Origin of the sequence: Roseinatronobacter sp. S2, assembly GCF_029581395.1 — a bacterium.
GTDB lineage: Bacteria > Pseudomonadota > Alphaproteobacteria > Rhodobacterales > Rhodobacteraceae > Roseinatronobacter.
In genome coordinates this window covers 2487481-2512444 of sequence record NZ_CP121113.1, presented here as the reverse complement: position 1 = coordinate 2512444, position 24964 = coordinate 2487481, and the positions used below count along the sequence as shown (strand labels likewise).

24 protein-coding genes and 1 tRNA gene are annotated in these 24964 nt (G+C 60.8%); 11 read left to right on the top strand and 14 right to left on the bottom strand.

Annotation, left to right across the window (positions count from 1 at the left end; genetic code table 11):
- Window positions 1-254 precede the first annotated feature (254 nt).
- From P8S53_RS12030 to glmM, 5 genes are all read left to right on the top strand, one after another.
- Window positions 255-2798: a putative PEP-binding protein gene (locus P8S53_RS12030; RefSeq protein ID WP_277804209.1), complete on the top strand. Its 2544-nt coding sequence runs from the start codon at window positions 255-257 to the stop codon at window positions 2796-2798.
- Window positions 2799-3120: 322 nt separating this feature from the next.
- Entirely contained in the window at window positions 3121-4032 is a 912-nt protein-coding gene (locus tag P8S53_RS12025; RefSeq protein ID WP_277804208.1) for a cell wall hydrolase, read from the top strand.
- A gap of 124 nt (window positions 4033-4156) precedes the next feature.
- Window positions 4157-5077, top strand: a complete 921-nt coding sequence (locus tag P8S53_RS12020) for a dihydroneopterin aldolase (protein ID WP_277804207.1) — start codon at window positions 4157-4159, stop codon at window positions 5075-5077.
- Window positions 5078-5128: 51 nt separating this feature from the next.
- Window positions 5129-6148 carry a dihydropteroate synthase gene (gene folP, locus P8S53_RS12015; RefSeq protein ID WP_277804206.1) on the top strand — a complete coding sequence of 340 codons (1020 nt, stop codon included), beginning with the start codon at window positions 5129-5131 and terminating at the stop codon, window positions 6146-6148.
- Complete coding sequence (gene glmM, locus P8S53_RS12010; RefSeq protein ID WP_306417921.1) at window positions 6145-7488, top strand: phosphoglucosamine mutase; 1344 nt, start codon at window positions 6145-6147, stop codon at window positions 7486-7488. The genes folP and glmM overlap by 4 nt, the downstream gene beginning before the upstream one ends.
- Window positions 7489-7610: 122 nt before the next feature.
- Here glmM and polA read toward each other — a convergent pair whose 3' ends face one another.
- From polA to P8S53_RS11990, 4 genes are all read right to left on the bottom strand, one after another.
- Window positions 7611-10427: a DNA polymerase I gene (polA, locus tag P8S53_RS12005; RefSeq protein ID WP_277804204.1), complete on the bottom strand. Its 2817-nt coding sequence runs from the start codon at window positions 10425-10427 to the stop codon at window positions 7611-7613.
- 34 nt (window positions 10428-10461) lie between these two features.
- Entirely contained in the window at window positions 10462-10647 is a 186-nt protein-coding gene (locus P8S53_RS12000; protein ID WP_306417920.1) for a zinc-finger domain-containing protein, read from the bottom strand.
- Between the two features lie 92 nt (window positions 10648-10739).
- Window positions 10740-10868, bottom strand: coding sequence for a hypothetical protein (locus P8S53_RS11995; protein ID WP_277804202.1), 129 nt, complete (start codon window positions 10866-10868; stop codon window positions 10740-10742).
- A complete protein-coding gene (locus tag P8S53_RS11990; RefSeq protein WP_277804201.1) occupies window positions 10865-11206 on the bottom strand; it encodes a DUF805 domain-containing protein in 342 nt (113 codons plus the stop codon). Before P8S53_RS11990 ends, P8S53_RS11995 begins: the two co-directional genes overlap by 4 nt.
- 136 nt (window positions 11207-11342) lie before the next feature.
- On the opposite strand from P8S53_RS11990, the gene P8S53_RS11985 reads away from it, so the two are divergent.
- A complete protein-coding gene (locus P8S53_RS11985; RefSeq protein WP_277804200.1) occupies window positions 11343-12263 on the top strand; it encodes an ABC transporter ATP-binding protein in 921 nt (306 codons plus the stop codon).
- 252 nt (window positions 12264-12515) lie between these two features.
- On the opposite strand, the gene P8S53_RS11980 is transcribed toward P8S53_RS11985, so the two are convergent.
- Window positions 12516-13847, bottom strand: a complete 1332-nt coding sequence (locus P8S53_RS11980) for an HlyC/CorC family transporter (protein WP_277804199.1) — start codon at window positions 13845-13847, stop codon at window positions 12516-12518.
- Window positions 13848-13961: 114 nt separating this feature from the next.
- On the opposite strand from P8S53_RS11980, the gene prfA reads away from it, so the two are divergent.
- The 3 genes from prfA (at window position 13962) to P8S53_RS11965 (ending at window position 16919) form a co-directional block, all read left to right on the top strand.
- Complete coding sequence (gene prfA / locus P8S53_RS11975) at window positions 13962-15017, top strand: peptide chain release factor 1 (protein WP_277804198.1); 1056 nt, start codon at window positions 13962-13964, stop codon at window positions 15015-15017.
- The gene (gene prmC / locus P8S53_RS11970; RefSeq protein WP_277804197.1) at window positions 15014-15865 is read left to right on the top strand and encodes a peptide chain release factor N(5)-glutamine methyltransferase; all 852 of its coding nucleotides are present in this window, start codon (window positions 15014-15016) and stop codon (window positions 15863-15865) included. The genes prfA and prmC overlap by 4 nt, the downstream gene beginning before the upstream one ends.
- Window positions 15866-16112: 247 nt before the next feature.
- Window positions 16113-16919, top strand: coding sequence for a DUF4167 domain-containing protein (locus tag P8S53_RS11965; protein WP_277804196.1), 807 nt, complete (start codon window positions 16113-16115; stop codon window positions 16917-16919).
- An 86-nt stretch (window positions 16920-17005) separates the two neighbouring features.
- Here the strand turns inward: P8S53_RS11965 and P8S53_RS11960 are convergent, their stop codons facing one another.
- The 9 genes from P8S53_RS11960 to P8S53_RS11920 all read right to left on the bottom strand — a co-directional run bounded on the left by P8S53_RS11960 (window position 17006) and on the right by P8S53_RS11920 (window position 23387).
- Complete coding sequence (locus P8S53_RS11960; RefSeq protein WP_306417919.1) at window positions 17006-17653, bottom strand: MarC family protein; 648 nt, start codon at window positions 17651-17653, stop codon at window positions 17006-17008.
- A 2-nt stretch (window positions 17654-17655) separates the two neighbouring features.
- The gene (locus P8S53_RS11955) at window positions 17656-18741 is read right to left on the bottom strand and encodes a 2'-deoxycytidine 5'-triphosphate deaminase (RefSeq protein WP_277804194.1); all 1086 of its coding nucleotides are present in this window, start codon (window positions 18739-18741) and stop codon (window positions 17656-17658) included.
- A gap of 120 nt (window positions 18742-18861) precedes the next feature.
- A tRNA-Pro gene (locus P8S53_RS11950) sits at window positions 18862-18938 on the bottom strand.
- Window positions 18939-19029: 91 nt separating this feature from the next.
- A complete protein-coding gene (locus P8S53_RS11945) occupies window positions 19030-19836 on the bottom strand; it encodes a MerR family transcriptional regulator (RefSeq protein WP_277804193.1) in 807 nt (268 codons plus the stop codon).
- Window positions 19837-19846: 10 nt separating this feature from the next.
- Window positions 19847-20149: an integration host factor subunit alpha gene (gene ihfA, locus P8S53_RS11940; RefSeq protein WP_277804192.1), complete on the bottom strand. Its 303-nt coding sequence runs from the start codon at window positions 20147-20149 to the stop codon at window positions 19847-19849.
- A 98-nt stretch (window positions 20150-20247) separates the two neighbouring features.
- On the bottom strand, window positions 20248-21225 hold the full coding sequence (locus P8S53_RS11935; RefSeq protein WP_277804191.1) for a beta-ketoacyl-ACP synthase III: 978 nt from the start codon (window positions 21223-21225) through the stop codon (window positions 20248-20250).
- Window positions 21222-22376: a phosphate acyltransferase PlsX gene (plsX, locus tag P8S53_RS11930; RefSeq protein ID WP_306417802.1), complete on the bottom strand. Its 1155-nt coding sequence runs from the start codon at window positions 22374-22376 to the stop codon at window positions 21222-21224. Before plsX ends, P8S53_RS11935 begins: the two co-directional genes overlap by 4 nt.
- Window positions 22377-22406: 30 nt before the next feature.
- The gene (gene rpmF / locus P8S53_RS11925; protein WP_277804189.1) at window positions 22407-22613 is read right to left on the bottom strand and encodes a 50S ribosomal protein L32; all 207 of its coding nucleotides are present in this window, start codon (window positions 22611-22613) and stop codon (window positions 22407-22409) included.
- Window positions 22614-22808: 195 nt separating this feature from the next.
- The gene (locus P8S53_RS11920) at window positions 22809-23387 is read right to left on the bottom strand and encodes a DUF177 domain-containing protein (protein ID WP_277804188.1); all 579 of its coding nucleotides are present in this window, start codon (window positions 23385-23387) and stop codon (window positions 22809-22811) included.
- Window positions 23388-23574: 187 nt separating this feature from the next.
- Here P8S53_RS11920 and P8S53_RS11915 point away from each other — a divergent pair, with 187 nt between their 5' ends.
- Window positions 23575-24024 (top strand): outer membrane protein assembly factor BamE, encoded by a 450-nt coding sequence (locus P8S53_RS11915; RefSeq protein WP_277804187.1) that lies wholly within the window; start codon window positions 23575-23577, stop codon window positions 24022-24024.
- Between the two features lie 55 nt (window positions 24025-24079).
- The gene (locus P8S53_RS11910) at window positions 24080-24871 is read left to right on the top strand and encodes a GNAT family N-acyltransferase (protein WP_277804186.1); all 792 of its coding nucleotides are present in this window, start codon (window positions 24080-24082) and stop codon (window positions 24869-24871) included.
- The last annotated feature ends 93 nt before the right edge of the window (window positions 24872-24964 follow it).

Below are 24964 nucleotides of genomic sequence, written 5' to 3'. Positions count from 1 at the left end.
GCGGCATATTCCTGACTTCAAAGGATTGAAACACCATAAGCAAAATCGGCAGGCCGCGGGACGGCCCACCGATGGCGCGGCGGCCTGCGGCCTTGATTCCGCGCCTTGGGAAGCTCCCCAATGACCGTAACAGGCCAGAACTGCACGGCGCGGCATTGCCATCCGTCACGGGCGGGCCAAAAGGCACAGGCGATAACAAAACCTTGAGTCTGCGTGGCATTGGCCTATGCTGCGCCGCAGCCAGAAGGTGTGAAATGCCCAAATACCTGACCCTGACCGATTACGCGCAGATCACCGGATCGGCGCCCATCAAGCGCCAGACCCATGGCTGGCGCGCAAAATGCCTGCAACGGCTGGTGCGGCTGGACATGCCGGTGCCGCAGACTGTGGCGCTGTCCTTTGCGGTGGTGCGCGAAATTGCGACCGGCGCGCAGATGAACCTGCGCCATCTGCTGGGGCATTTCCCCAAGGGGCAACTTTTGTCGGTGCGCCCCTCGGCCGAGCATCCCGAATGGGGGGGACCAGCGGCGATTTTGAATATCGGCATGAATGACGAAATACATGCCCAGATCAGCGAAACCCATGGCGAGGCTGTGGCAACCGCGATCTACCTGCGGTTCGTGCAATCCTATGCCGCGCATGTGGCCCATCTGGACCCCGATATGTTTGACGCGGCAGAACCGTCGCTGTCTGCGCTGCATGCGGCGCTGCGCGAATACGAATCCGAGGTGGAAGAACCCTTCCCCCAGTCGCCCGCGCAACAGCTGGCGGATGTGCTGCGCTCCATGGCGCGGGCATGGGAAGGGACATCGGCGCGGCTGTTGCGGCAGGCCAAGGGCGCATCCGGTGATGCGGGGCTGGGGCTGGTGGTTCAGGCGATGGCAGGCGGCGTTGGTCTGGGGCTTAGCGGTGCCGGTCTGATCCGGTTTATCGATGCCGATACTGGCGTGCCGCAGGTGATGGGGCGGTTCAAATCCGACGGGCAGCACGGGGCGGACGCGCTGAAGAACGGGGCGAATGTGCTGTATCTGACGCGCGACGCGCGCGGGCCGTCGTTGCAGGAATACTGCCCCGATGCCTATGCGCAACTGCTGGAGCACGGGGCCAATGCCCGCAAGCGCCTGCGCGAGGAAATGGAGATCGAGTTCACCCTTGATGATGGCAAGCTGTGGGTGCTGGATGCGATCAATGTGCCACGGTCGTCGCGGGCGGCTGTGCGGGTGGTGGTCGATCTGGCCAATGACGATATCATCCCGCGCGACGAGGCATTGATGCGCATACCGCCCAAGGCGCTCAGCGAATTGCTGCACCGTCAGGTGGACCCGCGCAGCCGCCCCGAGGTGTTCGCGCGCGGCATTGCCGCCAGCCCCGGCGCGGCCATCGGGCGTTTGGTGTTCAGCTCGGGTGCCGCACAGGCCAGTGCCGCGCGTGACGAGGCCTGCATTCTGGTGCGGCGCGAAACCACGCCCGAGGATATTCGCGGCATGCATGCGGCCAGCGCCGTTTTGACCGAACGCGGCGGCATGACCAGCCACGCCGCAGTGATCGGGCGGGGGCTGGGGGTGCCTTGTGTGGTGGGGGTGTCGCGTATCCAGATCGACGCGCGGCGCAAAACCCTGACTGCGGGCGGGCGCACCCTGTCCGAAGGCGATGTCCTGACCGTGGACGGAACAAGTGGACAGATTTTTCTGGGCGAGGTGCCGCTTTTGGAACCGGCGCTGGATGACAGGTTTCAGACATTGCTGTCCTGGGCGGATGCGCGGCGCGACATCGGCATTCGTGCGAATGCCGACACGCCGGCGGATGCGCGGATTGCGCGGGGGTTTCTGGCGCAGGGCATCGGGCTGTGCCGCACGGAACATATGTTCTTTGAAGATGACCGCCTGACATTGATGCGCGAGATGATTTTTGCCGACACGGCAGAGGACCGCTCGGACGCGCTGGAACGCTTGCTGCCCATGCAGCGCGCGGATTTCATTGACCTGTTCGAAATCATGCAGGGCCAGCCCGTCTGCATCCGGCTGTTTGACCCGCCCTTGCATGAATTCCTGCCGCACTCCAAGGAAGGGCTGCGGTTTCTGGCCGATGCCCTTGGCAAGCCGCTGTCCGAAATCACCCGCCGCGCCGAGGCGCTGTCGGAATTCAACCCCATGTTGGGTATGCGCGGCGTGCGTCTGGGTGTGACGATTCCTGAAATCTATGAAATGCAGGTGCGCGCCATATTCGAGGCCACGATAGAGATCAGCCGCCGCAACGCGCATATTGTGCCGGAAATCATGATCCCGCTGGTGTCGGCCATGCGCGAGGTCGAGTTGGTGAAAACCCGTATTGATGCCGCCGCTGCGGCTGTCCGCTCGCGCTCTGGCGGGACATTCGACTACAAGCTGGGGGTGATGGTGGAAACACCGCGCGCCGCGTTGCGCGCAGGCGACATTGCACTGCATGCCAGCTTCCTGTCTTTCGGCACCAATGACCTGACCCAGATGACCTATGGTTTGTCGCGCGATGATGCGGGGCGCTTCATGTCGGATTATGTGCAGCAAGGGGTGTTTCCCGAAGATCCGTTTCACACACTGGATCTGGATGGTGTGGGCGAATTGCTGCGCCTTGGGGCGGAACGGGGGCGCGCGGCGCGCGATGATCTGACACTGTCAATCTGTGGTGAACATGGCGGCAACCCCGAATCGATTCGTTTCTGCCGCGATCTTGGGTTTGACTATGTGTCCTGTTCGCCGTTCAGGGTGCCGGTTGCACGCCTTGCCGCCGCGCAGCTTGTGATCGAAGAAGATCTGGCCTGACCATATAAATAAGGGAATTTCTGTAATGGCTCGGCAAGGATATGCCAAGCCATGAATGTGTTTTGCCGGGGTGGGTGGATTTTTAGGCATTTTTCGAATATGGCGATCACGGAAATGTAATATTGCTTCAGTTAGGTGTTATGCGCCAGGGGAACGGCGCGATTTGAAAATGACGAAATCTGTTGAACATATGAAACCTGTGCAACCGTGCCAGCCAGAAACCGGACCAGACCATGCGTCGGGGCCTTGTGGGGCACGCGGCCCGCGTGTGAAGGCCCATGTTAAGGCCCGTATTAAGGGACGTGCGCGGAGGGTATTTACCGTGTCTGCGATCTGGGGCATGTCGTTGCTTGTGGCCCTGCCCAGCATGGGATCGCGCGTCGAGAATGCCACCCTGAACGGCGATATGCGCGCAAAGCTGGTGATGGCTGCGTTGCAGGGCAGCAATCCTTCTGTTCGCAATGATGTCTTGCTGAACGTTGACCGGATGCGCATGAACAACGCCTCTGCGACCGGCTTGACCACCGACAGTTATGGGCTGAACCAGAACCGGCATTTTGGCCGCGACGTTGACCTGAAGGCGCTGGCGTCGCTGTTTGACGAATTGCGCGCAGTCCCGCATGTCGATGACGACGCATCGCGCATGGCGGACGCGGATAATGCCGATATTGATATCGACGCGCATCTGTCCACAAGCGGCGTTGTGGCGGCACCTGTGGCGCTTGGTGCCAGTTTTGCACCGCTTAAATCGCAACGCCCTGTCGCGCGCCCTGCTGCGCTGGAACGGCGCGTTGTGCAATATTCGGTATCGTGGCTGCGCCGGCAATCCATCAGCGATCTGGATGAGCAGGCGCAATGTCTGGCAACGGCCATCTATCATGAAGCCCGTGGCGAAACCCTGAAGGGGCAGTTTGCCGTTGCAGAAGTCATCATGAACAGGGTGCAGTCGCGCGATTTCCCCAACAGCATTTGCGGTGTGGTCTATCAAGGTGCTGTTGCGGGGCGCATCGGGGGCTGTCAGTTCAGCTTTGCTTGTGACGGGCGCCCGGAAAGCATGCCCAACCGCCGCGCGGCGGATCTGGCGCGGCGTATCGGTTATATCATGGCGCAAGGCGCGCATCGCGGGTTGACGGGCGGGGCGCAATATTTCCACACCACCGCGGTAAACCCGTCATGGTCGAACCGTTTCACGCAAACGACACAAATTGGTGCGCATCTTTTCTATCGTGGCTGATCCGGTGACGGGGCAGGCGTTGGGGCAGGCGCAATGTCGCATATGCGGAACCCGATGGCGCAAATCTGCGTTGAACCCAGCCGCATAGTCGGTATGACAGGCGCAGGTGACGAAGGATGCCGCAATGAGTTCTGATATACGACTGGCTTTTGCCCACCCCGAGGCGCGCGCCGAAGCCTCGGCGCCCGCCGATCCGCGCGACCGCATCAGCCTGCGCGATCATATCGTCGAGGTCGAGATCGGCGCATTTCAGGCCGAACGCGGCCAGCGCCAGCGCGTGCGCTTCAATATCGTGGTTGAAGTGCGGCCCAACCCCGAACCACTGGATGATGATGTGGACCGCATTCTGTCCTATGACCGCATCACCGAATCCATTGCCGCTGAACTGGCCGCAGAACGCCTGAACCTGCTGGAAACGCTGGCCGAACGCATTGCAGAACGCATTTTGTTGGAACCGCAGGCCATGCGTGCCTTTGTCCGGGTCGAGAAACTTGATCGCGGGCCGGGGGCGTTGGGGGTGGAAATCGTGCGCAACCGCGCGTCCCAGCCGCTGCGCGCGCTGGACGACGCAGGTCAGGAAGAAGCGGTGCATCCGCTGGTCGTGTATCTGGACAATGACATGATCGCAGCACCCGGCCTTGCGGCGCGTCTGGACGCATTGCAGGCCGGTGGTCTGCCTGTGATCTTGTGTGTGGGCATGCCGTCTGATCCCCCGCCCGAAGTTGGCCCCCGCGCTGTTCAGCGCCGGATTGATCTGCTGGCGCTGGAACAGAATGCATGGCGTCTGGCGGCGTTGGACCGCCGCTGCGTTGTGGTGGCCAGCCGCACGGAAATAGACTGGGCCATGAAGCAGGGCCAGATGATTGTCTGGGCGCCGTCCAAACTGATCCTGGATTCAACCGACAGCCCCGATTGCAGCCCGCGTGATGGCGTCGCACTGGCGCTGTGGCTGGCGGAACATGTGGCGGCAGAACGGCTACTGGCACCGGACGGTTTGCCCATCCCCCCCGGCAGCCATGTGCCGCAAGGCCGTTTGCCCGCCTGACAAATTAAGCGACATCTTGTGCTGTCACGCTGAAACGGGCAAATAGATGGTATGAAAACCTATCTTTGTCCCTATCTGCGCCCCGCGGCGCTGGCCACCGCCGACATGCCCGCCCTGCGGGGGCAAAGGGCGCTGCGCATCGCCGGTATCGACATATTGGCGCGTGACGCTGATGCGCGCAGCAGTCGCGGGTTCGACAGTGCGACAGACCACATTCTGACCGCCGCCCCCGCGCCGCTTTGCGGGTTGGCCCTTGACCGGCCCCGCATCATGGGGATCGTGAATGTCACGCCGGACAGTTTTTCCGACGGGGGCCGGTTTAACAGCATGGCGGCCGCGCTGGCGCAAGCGCGCAGGCTGGTGGCGGACGGGGCCGATATTCTGGACATTGGCGGCGAATCCACCCGCCCGGGCGCACAGGATGTTCCCGTCGACGAAGAAATTGCGCGCACTGCGCCGCTGATCCGCGCGCTGCGCGCCGAAGGGCTGACACATCCCATTTCGATCGATACGCGCAAAGCGGCTGTGGCAGCCGCAGCACTGGCGGCGGGCGCCGATATCGTGAATGATGTGTCAGCGCTGACATGGGACCGTGATCTGGCGCAAGTGGTCGCCGATGCGGGCGTGCCCGTGTGCCTGATGCATGCGCAGGGCACCCCCCAGACCATGCAGAACCACCCCGAATACGCGGATGTGCGGCTGGATGTGTATGATTGGCTGATGCAGGCCATTGCCCGCGCCACCGATGCAGGCATCGCGCCACAGCAGATCATCGTCGACCCCGGTATCGGGTTTGGCAAAACGATTGAGCATAATCTTGCCTTGCTGCGCGATCTGCCCCTGCTGCATATGACGGGCTGTGCTATCTTGCTGGGGGCATCGCGCAAGCGGTTCATAGGCAGCATCAGCGGGGTGCAGGACGCAGCAGACCGTGTGGCAGGATCACTTGCCGTGGCATTGGCAGCGGCCAGCGGCGGCGCACAGATAATACGCGTGCATGACGTGGCGCAGACACGACAGGCGCTGTCCATGTGGCAGGCATTGAACATTGAATACAGGGAACCGGCATAATGGGGAAGCTATTTGGCACTGACGGGGTGCGTGGCACGGCAAACAGCTATCCGATGACCGCAGAAATGGCGCTGAAGCTGGGCGCGGCAGCGGGGCGGCATTTCCGGCGCGACGGGTCGAACGGGCACCGTGTTGTCATCGGCAAGGACACGCGCCTGTCGGGCTATATGATCGAAACCGCACTGACGGCAGGGCTGACATCGACCGGAATGAACGTGCTGTTGCTGGGTCCGGTGCCCACGCCGGCTGTGGGGTTCTTGACGCGGTCCATGCGCGCGGATCTGGGGATCATGATTTCTGCAAGTCACAATGCGCATCAGGACAATGGCATCAAGTTCTTTGGCCCTGACGGCTTCAAGCTGTCGGATGCGGATGAAGCCGAGATCGAGCGCATTGTGGGCGGGCCGATCACGCCCGCGCAACCGGCCAATATCGGGCGGGCCAAACGCATAGAGGATGCGGGCGGGCGCTATGTCGAATATGCCAAGACCACCTTGCCGCGCGGCACACAGCTTTCGGGTATGAAAGTGGTGCTGGATTGCGCCAATGGTGCGGCCTATAAGGTGGCGCCGCAAGTGCTGTGGGAATTGGGGGCCGAGGTGGTGACGGTGGCGGTGGAACCGAACGGCACCAATATCAACCTTGACTGCGGGTCAACCCATCCGCGCCATTGTGCGGCCAAGGTGCTGGAAACAGGCGCTGATCTGGGCATCACGCTGGATGGCGATGCGGACCGTGTCATCATTATTGACGAACGCGGCCAGATTGCGGATGGCGACCAGATCATGGCGCTGTTTGCCCATCGCTGGGCGCAGGCGGACCGGTTGCACGGCGGGGTTCTGGTGGCAACGGTCATGTCCAATCTGGGGTTGGAGCGGTTCTTGCAGGGCCATGGCCTGCGGCTGGAACGCACGGCTGTGGGGGACCGGCATGTGGTGGAACGCATGCGCGCGGGAGGCTGGAACCTGGGCGGCGAGCAGTCGGGCCATATTGTGATGACCGATTTTGCCACGACCGGCGACGGGCTGATTGCGGCGCTGCATTTTCTGGCCGCGATGATGGAGACCCAGAAACCCGCATCCCTGCTGGCGCGCAGTTTCGACCCTGTCCCGCAAATGCTGCGCAATTTGCGCACGGCACCGGGCGTCGATATTCTGTCATCGGATCATGTGAAAGCCGCGATTGACGCGGCCAAGGCGCGCCTTGACGGCTGCGGGCGGCTGCTGATCCGCAAATCGGGCACGGAGCCGTTGGTGCGTGTAATGGCGGAATGCGAGGATGAAGGCCTGCTGGCGGATGTTGTCAACGGGATCATCGCGGAGATGGAAAACGTGGCGTGATGCATTCGCGAGGGGGCGCTTGGAGGGCTGCTGCCCCCCAAACCCCCTGCCTTAAGGGGGGGCACGCCCCCCTTAAGAAACCCCTGTGGATATTTTTGCCAGAATGAAAGCAGGGGCGGGGGTCAATGTGCCTGCGCCCAGTTGTCGCCCACACCGGCATCCACGACCAGCGGCACGTCGAGTTTGACCACGGGTTCGGCGGCCGCTTCCATGACTGTGCGGACGCGGGCGATGGTGTCATCAACGGCGCTTTCAGGCACCTCGAACACCAGTTCGTCATGCACTTGCAGCAGCATGCGGGCTGGCAGGTCTGCCAATGCGTCGGGCAGGCGGATCATGGCGCGGCGGATGATATCGGCGGCAGTCCCCTGAATGGGCGCGTTGATGGCCGCGCGTTTGGCAAAGCCCGCGCCCGGTCCCTTGGTGTTGATTTCCGGGGTCTGGATGCGCCGCCCGAACAGGGTTTCCACGCGCCCGTGTTTTTTCGCGAATTCCACAGTGTCATCCATATAGGCGCGGATGCCGGGGAAGCGCTGGAAATAGGTGTCGATGAAAGCCTGCGCCTGTGCGCGCGGAATGCGCAGATTGCGCGCCAGACCGAAGCCCGAAATGCCGTAGATCACGCCGAAATTGATGGCCTTGGCCTGACGGCGCACATCCGGTGTCATCTGGTCCAGGGGCACGCCGAACATTTCTGATGCCGTCATGGCATGGATGTCATGGCCGTCGCGGAAGGCGGATTTCAGGCTGTCGATACCGGCGATATGGGCGAGGATGCGCAGCTCGATCTGGCTGTAATCGAGTGCGACCAGTTTATTGCCCTGATCGGCCACGAAGGCCGTGCGGATGCGCCGCCCTTCTTCAGACCGGATGGGGATATTCTGTAGGTTGGGGTCGGTCGAGGCCAGACGCCCTGTCACAGCCCCTGTGATAACATAGGAGGTATGCACGCGGCCGGTTTCGGGGTGGATATGGTCCTGAAGCGCGTCCGTGTAGGTGGATTTCAGTTTCGACAATTGCCGCCAGTCCAGCACGCGGGCGGGCAGGTCATGCCCTTCCGCGGCCAGGTCTTCGAGCACATCGGCGCCGGTGGCATAGGCGCCGGTCTTGCCTTTCTTGCCGCCTTGCAGCGACATTTTGTCAAACAGGATTTCGCCCAGTTGCTTGGGCGATCCGACATTGAAGCTTTCGCCTGCAAGTTCGTGGATTTCTGATTCGAGTGCGGCCATTTTCTGCGCAAACGCGTTGGACATGCGCGACAGCACATCGCGGTCCACCTTGATGCCGTGGCGTTCCATCTGTGCCAGAACCGGCACCAGCGGGCGATCAAGCGTTTCATAGACGCGCGTGACCTGTGCGGCATGCAGGCGGGGCTTGAACATGTGCCACAGCCGCAGGGTGATATCGGCATCCTCGGCCGCGTAGCGGGTGGCATCGTCAATGCCCACCATATCAAAAGTGATGGCCGATTTGCCCGCGCCCAGAAGCGATTTGATGGGGATGGGCTGGTGGTTCAGGTAGCGGTCCGACAGGGTGTCCATGCCATGCCCGTGCAACCCGCCATGCAGCGCATAAGACAACAGCATTGTGTCATCGATCGGGGCCACGTCTATGCCAAGATTTGCAAATATCTTGGCGTCATATTTCATGTTCTGCCCGATTTTCAGGATGGCAGGATCTTCCAGCACGGGTTTCAGGGCATCCAGCGCCTGTTCCAGCGGGATCTGGCCGTCCAGCAGCGTGCTGGCCCCGAACAGGTCATCCCCGCCCGCACGATGCTTCAGCGGGATATAGGCGGCATGGCCTGCATCCACGCATAGTGAAATGCCCACCAGTTCCGCGCGCATTTCATCAAGCGAGGTGGTTTCGGTGTCCACCGCGACATAGCCGCGTTCGCGGATGCGCGCGATCCATGTGTTCAGCGTGTCCGTATCGCGGATGCAGTCATAAAGTGCTGCGCTGAATTCCGGCATGTCGGGCGTGTTGGCCTGCGGGGCCGTTTCGGGGGCAGGGTCAGGCAGGGGGGGCGGTTCGGTTCCGAACTTGTCGGCGACGCGGCGTGTCAGCGTGCGAAATTCCATCTGGTTCAGGAAGTCCACAAGTGCGGTGGGGTCAGGGTCGCGCACTTCCAGATCGTTCAGCGAAAAATCCAGCGGGGTGTTTTCATCAAGCGTGACCAGTTTGCGCGACATGAGAATCTGGTCTGCATGGTCGATCAGGGTCTGGCGGCGTTTGGGTTGCTTTATTTCACCTGCACGCGCCAGCAAACTGTCCAGATCGCCATATTCATTGATCAAAAGCGCCGCAGTCTTGACCCCGATGCCCGGCGCGCCGGGTATATTGTCCACCGAATCCCCCGCCAAAGCCTGCACATCCACCACGCGGTCGGGGGCAACGCCGAATTTTTCAATCACTTCATCGGTGCCGATGCGTTTGTTCTTCATCGCATCCAGCATTTCGACACCGCCACCCACAAGCTGCATCAGATCCTTGTCGGATGAAATGATGGTCACGCGCCCGCCAGCTTCGCGGGCCTGCCGCGCCAGCGTGGCGATGATGTCATCGGCTTCAAAATCCTGCACCTCGATGCAAGACAGGTTGAAGGCGCGGGTGGCATCGCGTGTCAGCGGGAATTGCGGGCGCAGATCTTCGGGCGGTTCGGGACGGTTGGCCTTGTATAGGTCATAGATGTCATTGCGGAATGTCTTTGATGAATAATCAAAGATCACCGCCGCATGGGTGGGCGCGTCGGAGCTGTCGCCATTCTCGCCCAGATAGCGCCACAGCATGTTGCAAAAGCCTGCCACAGCGCCCACGGGCAACCCGTCGGATTTGCGTGTCAGCGGTGGCAGCGCATGATAGGCGCGGAAAATATAGGCCGATCCGTCGATCAGATGCAGATGGCAGCCCTTGCCAAAGCCCGTTTCGCATTTGCTCATGGCTGGCCCTCCGTTTCTGGTCTGTTCAAAATGCTCAGGACGTTTGATCATCCGCAAAATCGCGGTGGATGAAACGCTTGTCGCAATAGGGGCATTCAACGAGTCCGGTGTCGTGGGACAGGGACAGCCACACGCGCGGGTGCCCCAGCGCACCTTCGCCGCCATCGCAGCAGACGCGCATCGCGTTTACGATTTCGGTTTCCGGGGCATCATGGGACAGGGTGGACTTCATCTTGGTGACCTTCTTGCTACCTGTGCGGGAACATACTTGATCTTGCCGCACAGGCAAGGGGCCTTCAAGGGGCGTTCGCGTCAGCCGGGTGGCGGGCCGAAGCGGTTTTCACCGGCATCACCCTTTAATATGCCCAGCTCCACCAGCGCCCAGAGACTTACAACAAGCGAGATGAACCCAAGCGTCATGCCAAACGTGCCCGGCATCATGGCGCCGTTTGTTTCCAGCCCACCCATTTCCGGTAAGGGCGATAGCCGATGCGGAATGTGTCGATGATGCTGAACAGCAGGCTGGGACCAAAGAAAATAACCAGCCGTGGCATGGCCGGTTTGGCGCGATCCGCCAGCCGCTTGGTGGCCAGTGCCGCTGCAGGATAAAGCAGCGCGAAGGACAGCAGCAATGTCAGAATGCCGGTGATCATGCTGTCGCCGAACAAAACGCCCACGATAATCGCAAAGACAATGGCGAAGGCGATCAGCACCAGTGCGCCCAGCCACCATTGCCCGCGCCCGATGCGTCCGTCAAATGATGTCAGCAGTTCCTTCATGGGTTTTCCTTTCATCCCGAATGCTTTGGCCAGCCTATGACCGGCAGGCGTGTGGGTCAAGAAACCGGACCGACTTTCAATTCCCGCCGATGTGCTTATGTTCAGCGCAAACATAATACGAGGATGGGCGGACCCGATGACTAAAAACGCGATCGAAATCCTGAACCTGAACAAGACCTATGCAGATGGAAAGACCGCCCTGAACGGGGTGGACCTGACAATCCCCGCAGGCAGCATTTTCGGCCTGCTTGGTCCCAATGGCGCGGGCAAATCGACCCTGATCAATATTCTGGCGGGGTTGGTGAACAAAACGGCGGGGCAGGTGCGGATATGGGGGTTTGATCAGGATGTGAACCCGCGCCAGTCGCGCGCGGCCATCGGGGTCATGCCGCAGGAATTGAATATTGACCCGTTTTTTACCCCGCGCGGCGCGTTGGAGGTGCAGGCGGGCCTTTATGGTGTGCCCAAATCGGCGCGCCGCACGGATGAGATACTGGAACTGATCGGCCTGTCCGACAAGGCCGAATCCTATGCACGCACCTTGTCAGGGGGCATGCGGCGGCGGTTGTTGCTGGGCAAGGCGCTGGTGCATCATCCGCAGGTTCTGGTGCTGGATGAACCGACAGCGGGTGTGGATATCGAATTGCGCCAGATGCTGTGGACCAATGTGCGCAAGCTGAATGAACTGGGCATGACCATCATACTGACAACCCATTATCTGGAAGAAGCCGAAGCCATGTGCGATGAAATTGCGATCATCAATCATGGCGAGGTGGTGGTGCGTGACCGCACATCGGCGCTGCTGGGGCGGCTGGATGCCAAGACACTGGTGTTGCGTCTGGAAAACCCGCAGGCGGCGCTGGCCTTGCCCGCCAATGTCACGCAGGAAACGCGCCGCGACGGGCAGATCGCGCTGACTTACCGCCGGTCGCAGGTCAGTGCGGGGCAGTTGCTGGCGGCGGTCGCGAAATCGGGCGGTGTGGTCACGGATGTCACCAGCGAAGAACCCGATCTGGAAGATGTGTTCCTGTCGCTGACCAGCGGCAAGGCGGCCTGAGGGGAGATTGCCAAGGCGCGGAGCAAAGGGCGCAGCCCGCCGCGCCATCGGCGGGCCGTCCCGCGGCCTGCCGATTTTGCTGATGTCAGGGAACTTCTGTGATGTCGGAATATGCAGCCTGCATAAAGTGAACTTCTCAAATCCTGGACCGGCAGACCCCGACCCGCCGATGGCGCGGGCTATATCCCCAACCGACCCGTTTCACGACCGCACCGATCAGCGATTGCGGTTTCCCCTGACAAGGGCCACGCCCTAGCTGTCCTCGTCCGGGTCTTCGGCGGTGTTCAGCAGGCTTAGGCGTGTGATGCGATTGCCCTCGCGTTCCAGAATCTTGATCCGGCACCCGTGGAAAAAGAAAGTCTGCCCGGCTTCTGGGATTGTCTGCGATTCATGGATGACAAGGCCCGCAATGGTCACGGCCTCCTCATCAGGCAGGGACCAGTCGGTGGCGCGGTTCAGATCGCGAATGGTCATCGCGCCGTCGACCAGCACTTCGCCACCCGGGCCATGTTCGATTTCGGGGGCGTGGGTGGTGTCGTATTCATCCTCGATCTCGCCCACGATTTCTTCAAGAATATCTTCCAGCGTGATTAGCCCGCGCAACGCGCCATATTCATCGACAACCAGCGCGAAATGTCTGCGCAGGCGTAGGAATTCCTGCATCTGCTCATCCAGCGGGGTCGTTTCGGGCACAAAATACGGCGGGCGGATCAGGCCGGAGATATCCAGTTTCGCAATCGCGCCGTAGTCACCGTTGGCTTCGGTCACCTGACGGTGCATGTCGCGCACCAGATCGCGGGCATAAAGAATGCCGACAATATTTTCGGGATCATCGCGGTACATCGGCAGGCGCGAATGCGCGGAGTTGATGGAGGTTGCAATCAGTTCCTCGATCGGGTCCCCGGCATTCACGGTTTCAATCTGGCTGCGGTGGCGCATGATTTCCTCGACCGTGCGTTCCGACAAATCCAGCGCACCCAGCAGCCTGTCGCGGTGTTCCTTCTCCACCGACCCGCTTGAATGCCCCAGCGCCAGCGTGCCGGCAATTTCTTCATGCACAGACAGGATATTGCTGTCAGGATCGATGGTGACACCAAATAGCCCCAGAATGCGCCGCACCACAAACCGGACCACGGCCACCACCGGCGAAAATATCGCCACCACCCATGTCAATGCAGGCGCGACACGCGTTGCCGCTGTTTCAGGGTTGGAAATGGCATAGGTTTTGGGCAGCACTTCGGCAAAAACCAGCACCAGCAGCGTCATGACCAATGTGGCAAGTGCAACGCCGCTATCGCCAAACAGGCGTGTGAACAGGGCCGTGGCCAGCGATGCGGCCAGAATATTGACCAGATTGTTGCCCAGCAACACCGCACCGATCAGCCGCTCGCTGTCCTCGGTCAACTCCAGCGCGCGTTTCGCCCCGCCGGACCCTTTGTCCGCCTGCGCCTTCAGTTTGCCACGGCTGGACGCGGTCAGTGCGGTCTCCGATCCGGAAAAAAGGCCGGAAATAACTAAAAGCACAAGAACTGCCCCGACACTGACCCAGAATGCAGTGTCAAGCTGACTGGCGAAATCGCCCATGTGGAAAGACCCTCGGTTTTGATCAGGGCAGTTTATAGCCTTGCTCAGCACAGGTCCAGTGGCAGCACGGCTGGGGCTTGACCATTCTGCCGCGTCGCGCCACATGCTTGATGCATGTTTCAATCCGATACACTTGATCAGATCACCCGCCGCTTCGGCTTTCTGGAAGCCCGCCTTATGGAAGGTGTGGCATCGCAGGATATGGCCGCGCTGTCGCGTGAGTATGCCGAACTGAAACCCGTGGTCGACCAGATTGCGGCCTATCAACAGGCCCTTTCTGAACGGGCCGAGGCGCAGGCCATGCAAGACGACCCCGAAATGCGCGCATTGGCCCGAGAGGAGCTGGAGCGGCTGGACGCGGCGCTGCCAGCGCTGGAACACGCCCTGCGCATGGCATTATTGCCCAAGGATTCTGCAGATGCCCGCCCCGCATTGATCGAACTGCGCCCCGGAACAGGGGGCGAGGAAGCCAGCCTTTTCGCAGCCGACCTGTTGCGCATGTATCAACGCTATGCCGAAACGCGTGGCTGGCAGGTGCAGATGATCAGCTATAATGAAACCGAACTGGGCGGTCTGCGCGATGCCGTGATGCGCATTGCAGGCGAAGGGGTGTTTGCACGCATGAAGTTCGAATCCGGTGTGCACCGCGTGCAGCGTGTGCCGGTGACCGAATCCGGCGGGCGCATTCATACATCTGCGGCAACCGTGGCCGTCCTGCCCGAGGCGGAAGCCGTTGATATCGACATTCCCGCGCAAGACATCCGCATTGATACGATGCGCGCATCGGGTGCGGGCGGGCAGCATGTCAACACGACCGATTCGGCAGTGCGCATCACCCATATTCCCACGGGTATTGTGGTGCTGAGTTCGGAAAAATCCCAACATCAGAACCGCGCCATTGCCATGCAGGTCTTGCGCGCGAAACTCTATGACATGGAACGCCAGCGCGCCGCCGATGACCGCGCCAGCGCGCGCAAGGCGCAAGTGGGGTCGGGTGACCGGTCCGAACGCATACGGACCTATAACTTTCCGCAGGGGCGGCTGACGGACCACCGTATAAACCTGACGCTTTATAAGCTGGATCAGGTCATGCAAGGCGATCTTGATGAAGTGATCGACGCGCTTATCACCGCCGATCAGGCCGCCCGCCTGGCCGAGATGGAAGCATGACCGCCACCGCCGCGCAATTGCTGGCCACGGGGGCGGCGCAACTGCGCGCGGCAGGGATAGACGGTGCCGCACGCGATGCGCGCTGGTTGCTGGCGCATGCATTGGACATAGACGCCGCACGCCTGTCGCTGGTGATGCCCGATCCTGTTGGCGATGCCCCGGCGCAGCGCTACCGCGCATTCGTTGATGCGCGCGCGCGTCATCAGCCTGTGGCGCAGATCATCGGCACCCGCGAATTCTGGGGGCGGCGTTTTCGTGTCACAAGGGACGTTCTGGACCCGCGCCCTGAAACCGAAACATTGATCGAGGCCGCGCTGGGCCTTGAATTCGCCACTGTGCTGGATCTTGGCACGGGGTCGGGCGCAATCATTCTGACATTGCTTGCAGAACGGGCAGGGGCCAGGGGGGTCGGCGCGGACCAGTCACCGGCTGCGTTGAATGTGGCGGTGGACAATGCGCGTATGCTGGCTGTGCAGGACAGGGTGCAGTTGCAGCAATCGGACTGGTTTGCAGATATTGCCGGGCGTTTCGATCTGATCGTATCAAACCCGCCCTATATTGCAGCGCAGGAAATGGCAGCGCTGTCGCCGGACGTGCGCCATTGGGAACCCAGAATGGCGCTGGTCCCTGACGCGGATGATGGCACAGGACTTGGCGCCTATCGTGTGATCTGCGCGCAGGCCCGCGATTTTTTGCACCCCCGTGGCTGGCTGATGGTGGAAATTGGTGGCACGCAAGGGCAGGCGGTGCAGGCGTTGTTTCACGCCGCAGGTTTCGACAACGTGTCAGTGTTGCGTGATATGTCAGGGCATGATCGTGTCGTGCGCGGACAAAACGCGCAGCAATAAACCAACGCTTTGGTGCTTGCGCGGCAATATGTGTGTGTGATTTCGGCAAATTTGCGCGGAATCTGAATATTTGACGCATAAAACCCTTGTCATGCATGCCCAGCCATGGCACACAAAATTCACAGGATGCGGCGCTACTTTCGGCGCTGCGCTTGTTTTCCCTTGCAGCCTACCGGAAAATTCGCTTGCCGAACTGATCCGCGACTGGTTCGCACGCCATGCCACATAGGGCCGGAATTTTTACAGTATGAGATCAAGCAAACAACGCTCGCGTTCGAAATCGAACCGCCCGAAATCCTTGGGCAACATTGTCAATCGTGTCTTTGACAGTTCAGGCCCCGAGGGCAAGGTTCGTGGAACGCCACAGCAGATAATCGAAAAGTATCAGGTGCTTGCGCGTGACGCGCAATTGTCTAATGACCGTGTGGCTGCCGAGAATTTTCAGCAGCATGCCGAACATTACACCCGCATGCTGGCGCAGGCGCAACGCGAAATGCAAGCCGAAGCAGATGCGCGCCGCCAGCAGCAGGAAGATCGCAACCGTCACCAACAACAAGACGACCGCAATCGCCAGCAGCGCCGTTCGGGTGATGACAGGTCCGATCAGGGCGAGAACGGGCATCAACAGCACGCGCATTCCGCACCGGCAGACACCAACAGCGCAACATATGTAGCCCCGCGGCCGGAATCATTTTCCGTGCAGGATCAGGATGATGTCGACGACAGCACCTTGGTTGAAACGCCCGAGGCGAAGCATAATGCAACGCCTGCAAGATCCGACAGCGCGACCACCCAGCCTGCGGACACAAGTGGTGCCACCACCACAGAAGCGGCAGCGCCCCCCGCAGATGGCGACGCGCCCAAGAAACCCGCACGGCGCAAACGGACACCGAAACCCGCAGCGCAGCCAGCTGAAGCCAGTGCTGATACCAGCGGCGACGACACGCCCAAGCCGCGCCGCAACACGCGAAAGCCGCGCAAACCGGCCGCCGCAAAGCAGGATGCTGATACACAGCCAGAACTGCCGGACATGAAGCCCAACGCGGCAGAATAAGCGCAGAATAAGCGTGGGCCAGAAAGATAAAAGGATCAGAAGGGCACATACCTTCTGATCCTTTTTTGTTTGTGCGGGGGGCGCGCTTATAGCCCGGATTGAACGACGGGCAGCAAACCGATGGCCGCAGCCCCGTTCATGACGAATTGCACCGAAAGTGCGGCCAGCAGCAGCCCGAACAGCCGCGTCATGACCATGGTTCCGGTGCGGCGCAACAGCCGCTCGATCGGTCCGGCGGCCAGAAATGCCAGCAACACCAGCAATATAACCACCAGCATCACGCCTGTTATCAGGGCTATTCCTTCCAGCCCGCGCCCTGCGTCGTTTATCAGCAAAACCATCGTTGCCATGGCACCCGGCCCCGCGATCAGCGGCATGGCCAAGGGAAACACCGACGGGTCATCCACCGCCTCGCCATCGCCTTCATCTGCATGGTCTGCGCGGCGGCGCGCGCGGCGGTCAAACAGCATGTCCAGCGCGGTCAGAAACAACAAAATGCCGCCCGCAATCTGGAAGGCGGGCATTGAAATGCCGATGGCGCGCAAGAAATCCTCGCCCGCCAAACCGAACAGCGCCAGCAATATGACCGAGATGATGCAGGCGCGCAGTGCAATCACCCGCCTGCGAGCCGCGCTCATCCCTTGGGTCAGTGCCAGAAACAGCGGTGCGGTTCCGATCGGATCGATCACCACAAACAGCGTCACAAAGGCCGTGATCAGAAAGGCAAGATCCAGCATCAGCCCGCCATTCTGAAATGCTTGGCCAGTTTCAGCCCCTGACCCTGATAGTTTGACGCCATATCCGCGCCATACAGGCGCGTGGGCCGCGTGCGCATATGTTCATAAACCAGACGCCCGACAATCTGGCCGTGTTCTAGCACAAAAGGCGCTTCATGGCAGCGCACTTCCAGCACCCCGCGCGACCCTGTGCCGCCTGCCGCGTCATGGCCGAAACCGGGGTCGAAGAAGCCCGCGTAGTGCACACGGAATTCACCCACCATGGCCAGAAACGGGGCCATTTCCGCTGCATAATCGGGGGGAATATGCACAGCTTCGCGGCTGACCAGAATATAGAACGCGCCGGGGTCAAGAATGATGCGGCCTGCATCAGCATGCAGTTCTTCCCAGAAATCGCGCGGGTCATAGGCACCGATCCTGTCCAGATCGATCACGCCGGTATGGGGTTTTGCGCGGTAGCCCACCAATGTGCCGCTGTCAGGGCGCAGGTCCACCGAAAACCCCAGCCCTTGCGAAATAACCGGCGTTCCGGGCACCAGTGTTTGCGCATGGTGCAGGGCGGTCAGTTCAACATCATCGAGCACCGCATGCCCCGCCCGAAAGCGTATCTGGTTCAGCCGCATTCCGGGGCGCACCAGCACGGAAAACGACCGCGGGCAGATTTCGGCATAAAGCGGCCCGCTATACCCTTCGGCCACGCGGTCAAACTCGGTCCCGTCATCGGTGATCACACGCGTCAGCAAGTCCAGCCTGCCGGTGGAACTTTTGGCGTTCGCAACCGCCTGAATGCCTGTCGGCAGCGCAAGCGATTCCATCAAGGGCACGACATAGACGCAGCCCTTTTCCAGAACCGCGCCTTGTGTCAGATCCATCTGGTGCATTTCAAACAGCGACAGGCGGTCCGCGACACGGTTTCCCTTGCCCGCCAGAAAGGACGCACGCACCCGCCACGCCCGCGCACCCAACCGCAGATCAAGGCTGGCGGGTTGGATCTGGGCATCCTCGATTTCAGTCTGGGCCGTGATTTCGCCGCGCGCAATCATGTCGCGCAACTCCTGCGATGGCAAAACGCCGCGTTTGGTCATGCCTGTCCCCCGAAAGTGTTTTATGCTTCTATTCTGGGACGTAACGCTTTGTCCACCCTGCCGCCTGCGCAGTTTCATGCGCGAAGCCAAGGCACAATGCCCCAAGATGTCGGTGGATAATGGTCGGGCTAGCAGGACTTGAACCTGCGACCTTCCGTCCCCCAGACGGACGCGCTACCAGACTGCGCTATAGCCCGACATCAATGCGCGCTTTCTAACCGATTCACCGGTGAGGGCAAGCGCCAATTCGGTAAATCTGCGGCTTTCAGCGGGAAATGCGGACGGCCCCTAACGGTGGGGGCGCTCTGCCTCGGCCTTTGATGACATGCGCGCCAGCAATTGCTCCAGCCGTGCCAGAAGGGGGGCGATGCGGCCTGCGTCAACAGTCACAGATTGATGCATGTTGCTGCGGCGGATGTCATGGGCCAGCCTGATGGCGCTTCTGGCAGGGGCAGGGGCGGCGGGGGCTTGCGTGATGTCCAAGCGGGGTTCTGTCGCTGGCCCAGGCACCGGCGCAGTCGGGGGCGCAGACGGCGGGGCAGGTTCGCGCGGGGTGGTGTTGCGTTGCGGTTCAGCCGGCGGTGCCGTGTCGGGCGTTTTCGCCGCTGGCGCTGGCGTGTCCGACGCGGGGGCAGTGGCGGCAGGGCTTGGTTGATGGCGCTGCAAGGGCACGGGCGCGCTGGATGGTGCCACAGGGTCTGACGTGTTCGCGGGCCGGGCGGGTGCCGTGTCGTGGTCAGGTTCGGCGTCCACCACGCTAAACCGCGCGGGCGTGGCTTGCACGCGGGCGCGATCCGCCGGGGTGTCATCCAGTGTCGTGTCCATGACAGGGGCCAGTCCGGCAACATGGCGCACGCCCTTTTCGTGCAGCAATTTCTGCACGCCGCGAATGGTCATACCCTGTTCGTGCAGCAACTCCTTGATCCCGGCCAGAAGATCAATATCCGCGCGCCGGTAATAGCGACGCCCGCCCGCGCGCTTGACGGGCTTCACCTGTGTAAACTTGCTTTCCCAGAAACGCAGAACATGCGCAGGGGTATCAAGTGCCTCTGCGGTTTCGCTGATGGTGCGAAACGCCTCCGGGGCCTTGCGCATGGTGGACACCTTATCCGCGGTTTCCGTCGATAACCCGCTCTTTCATGATGTGGGACGGGCGGAATGTCAGCACCCGCCGTGGCGAGATCGGAACCTCTTCGCCGGTTTTCGGGTTGCGGCCCAGCCGCGCATTCTTGTCGCGCAGCGAAAAGGTCCCGAAAGATGAAATCTTGACCTGTTGGCCATCGACCAGCGCATCCGAGATATGCTGAAGCACCGAATCCACCAATGCCGACGATTCATTGCGTGACAGGCCAACTTCGCGAAAGACGGCTTCGGTCAGGTCCATTCGTGTGAGTGTTTTGTTTGACATGCCATTTCCCCGCTATGAGATAGCAAGATGCGGGAAAGAGTTTTCCGAGTCAATATCAGGGGGTTGCACGCAGGCATTAAACCGCGTGTCATGCGCTGTTACCACCGCAGAATGACGGCACCCCAGCTAAGACCACCGCCAATGGCTTCGGTCACGATAAGATCGCCTTGCCTGAAGCGCCCTTCGGCATTGGCAACCGACAGGGCAAGGGGAATGGATGCCGCCGATGTATTGCCATGATCCTGAACTGTCACCACCACCTTGTCCATCGACAGGCCCAGCTTCTGGGCCGTGCCACGGATGATGCGCAGGTTTGCCTGATGGGGCACAACCCAGTCGACATCTGTGGCCTGCAACCCGGCCCTGTCCAGCGCGGTGCATGCCGTGGCTGCCAGTTTCTCGACCGCGTGGCGGAACACTTCGCGGCCTTGCATACGCAACACGCCGGATGTGCCGGTGCGCGATACACCGCCATCAACATATAACAGGTCGCGGTAACGCCCGTCCGAATTCAGGTCCGATGCCAGAACGCCACGGTCGGTATTTGCGCCCGTGCCTGTCTGCGCTTCCAGAATGACAGCGCCTGCACCATCGCCAAACAGCACGCAGGTGCCGCGATCGGTCCAGTCCATGATGCGCGAAAAGGTTTCAGCGCCGATCACCAGAACCCGCTTGGCCTGTCCGGCCATGATCAGGCCCGTCGCATTGGCCAGTGCAAAGACAAATCCTGCGCAGACCGCCTGAATGTCGAATGCAAATCCCTTGTGCATGCCCAGACCCGCCTGCACCTGTGTCGCAACTGCGGGAAAGGTGAAATCGGGCGTAGAGGTCGCGACAATCACCGCGTCGATATCTTCGGGCGCAAGCCCCGCATTGTCGAGTGCTGCGCGCGCAGCCTTGATCGCAAGATCGGACGTGAATTCATCTTCAGCGGCAAAATGGCGCCGTTCAATGCCAGACCGCGACACGATCCAGTCATCGCTGGTATCCAGTGTTTTCGCAAATTCTGCATTCGGCACCACGCGTTCGGGCAGATAATGCCCTGTGCTTCGAATCACCGCTCTGGTTACGTTCATGCCTTCCCCGTCCCGTCTGGAGTTCTGTCCGGTGCAGCAACGGGCGCGATTTCGACATCGTCCTCTGATTTCAGCAACCGTTCCTGTAGCGCATCCGATACCGCAGATATACGCTCTGCCATACGATCCTGAAACCCGGATTGCGCTAATGTGAAGGCCAGCTTGATGGCCGAAGATACACCAGTTGAATCAGCCGAACCGTGGGATTTTACCACCGTCCCGTTCAGCCCAAGAAAAACGCCACCATTTGCAAGCCGCGGGTCCAGACGTTTTTTCATCCGTCGCAGCGGACGCAAGGCAAACAGGCCGCCCAATTTGGACATGAAACTGCGTTCCAGTTCGGTGCGCAGCACATCGCCCATCAATTTTGCAGTGCCTTCGCCGGTTTTCAGGGCAACATTGCCGGTAAACCCGTCGGTTACGATGACATCGACATGCGCCGAAGGGATATCATTGCCTTCGACGAATCCTACGAAATCATAGCGGCCAACCTCTGCCGCATCCGCAATAAGGCGCGCGGCTTCCTTGATCTCGGCACGGCCCTTGTGGTCTTCGGTGCCGACATTCAACAGCCCCACGCGGGGACGTGTCGCACCAAATGCGTTGCGAAAATACGCAGACCCCATCAACGCGTAATGCAAAAGGGATTCTTCGTCGGCGCGCACATCCGCACCAACGTCCAGCATTGTGTTATACCCGTGCGGTCCAAGCGATGGCCACAGGCAGGCAATGGCGGGTCTGTGAACGCCCGGCAGCTTGCGCAGGCGCAACATGGACACCGCCATCAACGCGCCGGTATTCCCGCAAGAAACGGCGGCTTGTGCCTGCCCGTCGCGCAGCGCGGTAATGGTCGACCACATGGATGTGTCGCGCCCGCGCCGCATGATCTGCGCGGGTTTGTCATCCATGCTGACAACACCGGGGCTGTGAATCACCTGTGCGCGACCTGCCAGGATATGCTCTTTTGCAACAAGTGCATTCAGCACAGCTTCGTCACCATGCAGCAAAAAAGCGATACCGGGGTTACGGCGTGCCGAAATAGCACACCCCCCGACAACGGCCTCCGGTCCGTGGTCGCCGCCCATGGCATCCACCGAAATGGTGGTCATGTTGGCACCAAAAGGGGCGCTACCGTGCGGCGCGTCAGACATGGATGAACCGGATTGGCATGCCCACCGTTCTTATGCGGCGTCGTCGTCCAGGTCTACGGCCTGTGCGGCGGCAATGACTTCGCGGTCATTGTAGTGCCCGCAAGATGGGCAAACGTGATGCGGGCGTTTCAGTTCGCCGCAGTTCGAGCATTCATTCGGGTTGCCCGCAACCAATGCGTCATGCGACCTGCGCATGTTACGACGAGAGCGGGTAACGCGGTTCTGTTGGACGGCCATATCAAACCTCGGGTTGCAGGCGCCTGAAGGAAAGCCCGGTATGGACCCCCAACATGCGCATAATCTATGGGTTGCGATTTGAGGCGCGGCATACACGGCTTCAGCCGCCTTTCCAAGCCCTCTTTGCATGAGTGGCGCAAAATACTCGCTTTGGTGCATTTTTCAAGCGGGTAATTGCAAAAACGAAAAATGTGTTCAGGATTTGTCCTGATCGCGCAAAAGTTTGTCACGCAAACCCGCCAGTCCGGCAAAGGGTTTGGGCCTTTCATCCACGATCGGCGCGGCGCCTTCGGGTGCGGCCGTGATAACCCCGTCGCCGGGCAGGGCTGCGGTTTCGCTGCGTGGGAATACAGGCAGTGCAAGGGCCAGTGCCTCCAGCGCGACTGCGCCGGGGTCTATCATGTCGCCCAGACGTTCTTGCGTATCGTCCGGCGGCATTTCAACCTCCAGTCCCTGCGGGTCGGGCAGATCAGTCAGATAGCGGCGCACGACACGTTCGTCGATTCGTGTCGTCAAGGGCTCCAGTGTCACGGCGCAGGGCTGCACAATCGTGGCCCCAAGCGTGGCACTGATTTCCCAGTCCCGCTGGCCAAAGGGGCGCAACTCGCCATGAAAGCGCAGTTTACGCAGCGCCGTTATGCCCAGGTCCTGCGCAAGCTCGCTGCGCAATGCCGCTTCAGGCTGCAAATCAAACTGAACGGGCTTGCGAGCGTTTAACCGCGCCACGCGTATGGGCTGGGACAGTGTGTTGGGTTGGGCTTTGGGTTTTTTCACGAAATCCTCGGGGGTGTGGGGCGGAAAAGTTGAATGAGTTTATATAGTGTTTCGTTCCTTTCTTGAATAGCGGCGCGTCCTTCTGTATCCATTTCACCAAAGGCGGCTACGGGCAATTCGGCAAACTGCTGATTTCAAGTCCTGGTTGGCGGGAATATTAGGACAGGTTCAAGGGGTAATACGGCGCATGAGGATACTCGGATTGTGGATTTTGTCACCCGTCCTGTTGCTGGCACTTGTGGCGTGCAGCCCGGTTGCCCGTTTCCATGGCTATGCCCCTGATGATGTCCAACTGACAGAGATAGAAGTCGGCCGCGATACCCGCGAAACTGTGGAACAGAAGGTCGGCCGCCCCGGTGTGTCTGGTGTGATGGAAGGGTCGGGCTGGTATTATGTGCAAAGCGACTGGATCGATGAAGGCTGGCGCGCCCCTGTCGAGGTTGATCGCCAGATCGTTGCCATCAGCTTTGATTCGGCAGATCGCGTGTCCAATATCGAACGTTTCGGCTTGGAAGATGGCGAAATCGTCGCCCTGTCGCGCCGCGTTACAGATACCGGCCCCTCTGGCATGAGTGTGTTGCGCCAGCTGATGTCGAATTTCGGAAGGTTCAACCCGACCCAGATGTTGGGGCGGTAGGGCGCGGGGTCCTTCGTCGCCCTGACGTGAGTGGTATCACTTGAAGGCGGATGAAATGACACCCTTGCGAACCTCGGTAGACAGCCTTGCGGATTTCCCCCCCGCGCTGACGGGCGCGGGCCTTGTAATCGGGGGCTTTCCGGTGCGCTTTGCGCAAACGGCATCCGACATCGCACAGGTGCAGCGCTTGCGTCATGATCGTTTTCAAGGGGCAGGGGCGCGGCAATCGGACACAGATCGTTTTGATTCGCTTTGCGCGCATCTGATGGTGTTCAGCCCCGATGGCGGGCGTTTGCTGGCCAGTGCGCGGTTGCGCCTTGTGTCACAGCATACGGATGTTTCGGCGACCTATACCGGACAGTTTTATGACCTGTCGGCGCTGTTACGCAAATATATGCGTGCGCTTGAAATAGGGCGCCTGTGTCAGGTCGCAGATGCAGATGACATGCCCGATGCATTGCGCGCACTTCTGGCGGCGGTAACACTGATTTCGGTTCAAACCGGGGTCGAGCTGCTGTTTGGCTGCACGTCATTCCGGGGGCAGGACATGCAGCGCCATCAGGCCGCGCTGACATGGCTCAGGGCCAGACATACCGGCCCCGCCGCGCTGCGCCCGCCGCGCATTCATCCGCGCGCCAGCGCCCTGCCTGACGGGGACGCTGACCCGCAGGCGGCACGGCAGGCATTGCCGGCATTGTTGCGTATGTATCTTGGGATGGGGGGCTGGGTGTCGGACCACGCGGTTGTCGATCCCGAACTGGACACGGTGCATGTGTTCACCGCGGTCGCCACAGCAACCATCCCCCCCGCCAGATCGCGCGCCTTGCGCGCTTTGTGCCCGGTGTGAAGCTTCATGATGCGTCAGGCGTTGTTTTCCGGTTCCTCTTGCCTATTTTGAAGATATGGCGCATGCGCCTGTGACTTTTGCACCGACTTCTGC

Coding starts and splice junctions, on each gene's coding strand:
- P8S53_RS12030 (WP_277804209.1), top strand. CDS start 255: ATGCCCAAATACCTGACCCTGACCGATTACGCGCAGATCACCGGATCG.
- P8S53_RS12020 (WP_277804207.1), top strand. CDS start 4,157: ATGAGTTCTGATATACGACTGGCTTTTGCCCACCCCGAGGCGCGCGCC.
- folP (WP_277804206.1), top strand. CDS start 5,129: ATGAAAACCTATCTTTGTCCCTATCTGCGCCCCGCGGCGCTGGCCACC.
- polA (WP_277804204.1), bottom strand. CDS start 10,427: ATGAGCAAATGCGAAACGGGCTTTGGCAAGGGCTGCCATCTGCATCTG.
- P8S53_RS11995 (WP_277804202.1), bottom strand. CDS start 10,868: ATGATGCCGGGCACGTTTGGCATGACGCTTGGGTTCATCTCGCTTGTT.
- P8S53_RS11990 (WP_277804201.1), bottom strand. CDS start 11,206: ATGAAGGAACTGCTGACATCATTTGACGGACGCATCGGGCGCGGGCAA.
- P8S53_RS11985 (WP_277804200.1), top strand. CDS start 11,343: ATGACTAAAAACGCGATCGAAATCCTGAACCTGAACAAGACCTATGCA.
- P8S53_RS11980 (WP_277804199.1), bottom strand. CDS start 13,847: ATGGGCGATTTCGCCAGTCAGCTTGACACTGCATTCTGGGTCAGTGTC.
- prfA (WP_277804198.1), top strand. CDS start 13,962: ATGTTTCAATCCGATACACTTGATCAGATCACCCGCCGCTTCGGCTTT.
- prmC (WP_277804197.1), top strand. CDS start 15,014: ATGACCGCCACCGCCGCGCAATTGCTGGCCACGGGGGCGGCGCAACTG.
- P8S53_RS11965 (WP_277804196.1), top strand. CDS start 16,113: ATGAGATCAAGCAAACAACGCTCGCGTTCGAAATCGAACCGCCCGAAA.
- P8S53_RS11955 (WP_277804194.1), bottom strand. CDS start 18,741: ATGACCAAACGCGGCGTTTTGCCATCGCAGGAGTTGCGCGACATGATT.
- P8S53_RS11945 (WP_277804193.1), bottom strand. CDS start 19,836: ATGCGCAAGGCCCCGGAGGCGTTTCGCACCATCAGCGAAACCGCAGAG.
- ihfA (WP_277804192.1), bottom strand. CDS start 20,149: ATGTCAAACAAAACACTCACACGAATGGACCTGACCGAAGCCGTCTTT.
- P8S53_RS11935 (WP_277804191.1), bottom strand. CDS start 21,225: ATGAACGTAACCAGAGCGGTGATTCGAAGCACAGGGCATTATCTGCCC.
- plsX (WP_306417802.1), bottom strand. CDS start 22,376: ATGTCTGACGCGCCGCACGGTAGCGCCCCTTTTGGTGCCAACATGACC.
- rpmF (WP_277804189.1), bottom strand. CDS start 22,613: ATGGCCGTCCAACAGAACCGCGTTACCCGCTCTCGTCGTAACATGCGC.
- P8S53_RS11915 (WP_277804187.1), top strand. CDS start 23,575: ATGAGGATACTCGGATTGTGGATTTTGTCACCCGTCCTGTTGCTGGCA.
- P8S53_RS11910 (WP_277804186.1), top strand. CDS start 24,080: ATGACACCCTTGCGAACCTCGGTAGACAGCCTTGCGGATTTCCCCCCC.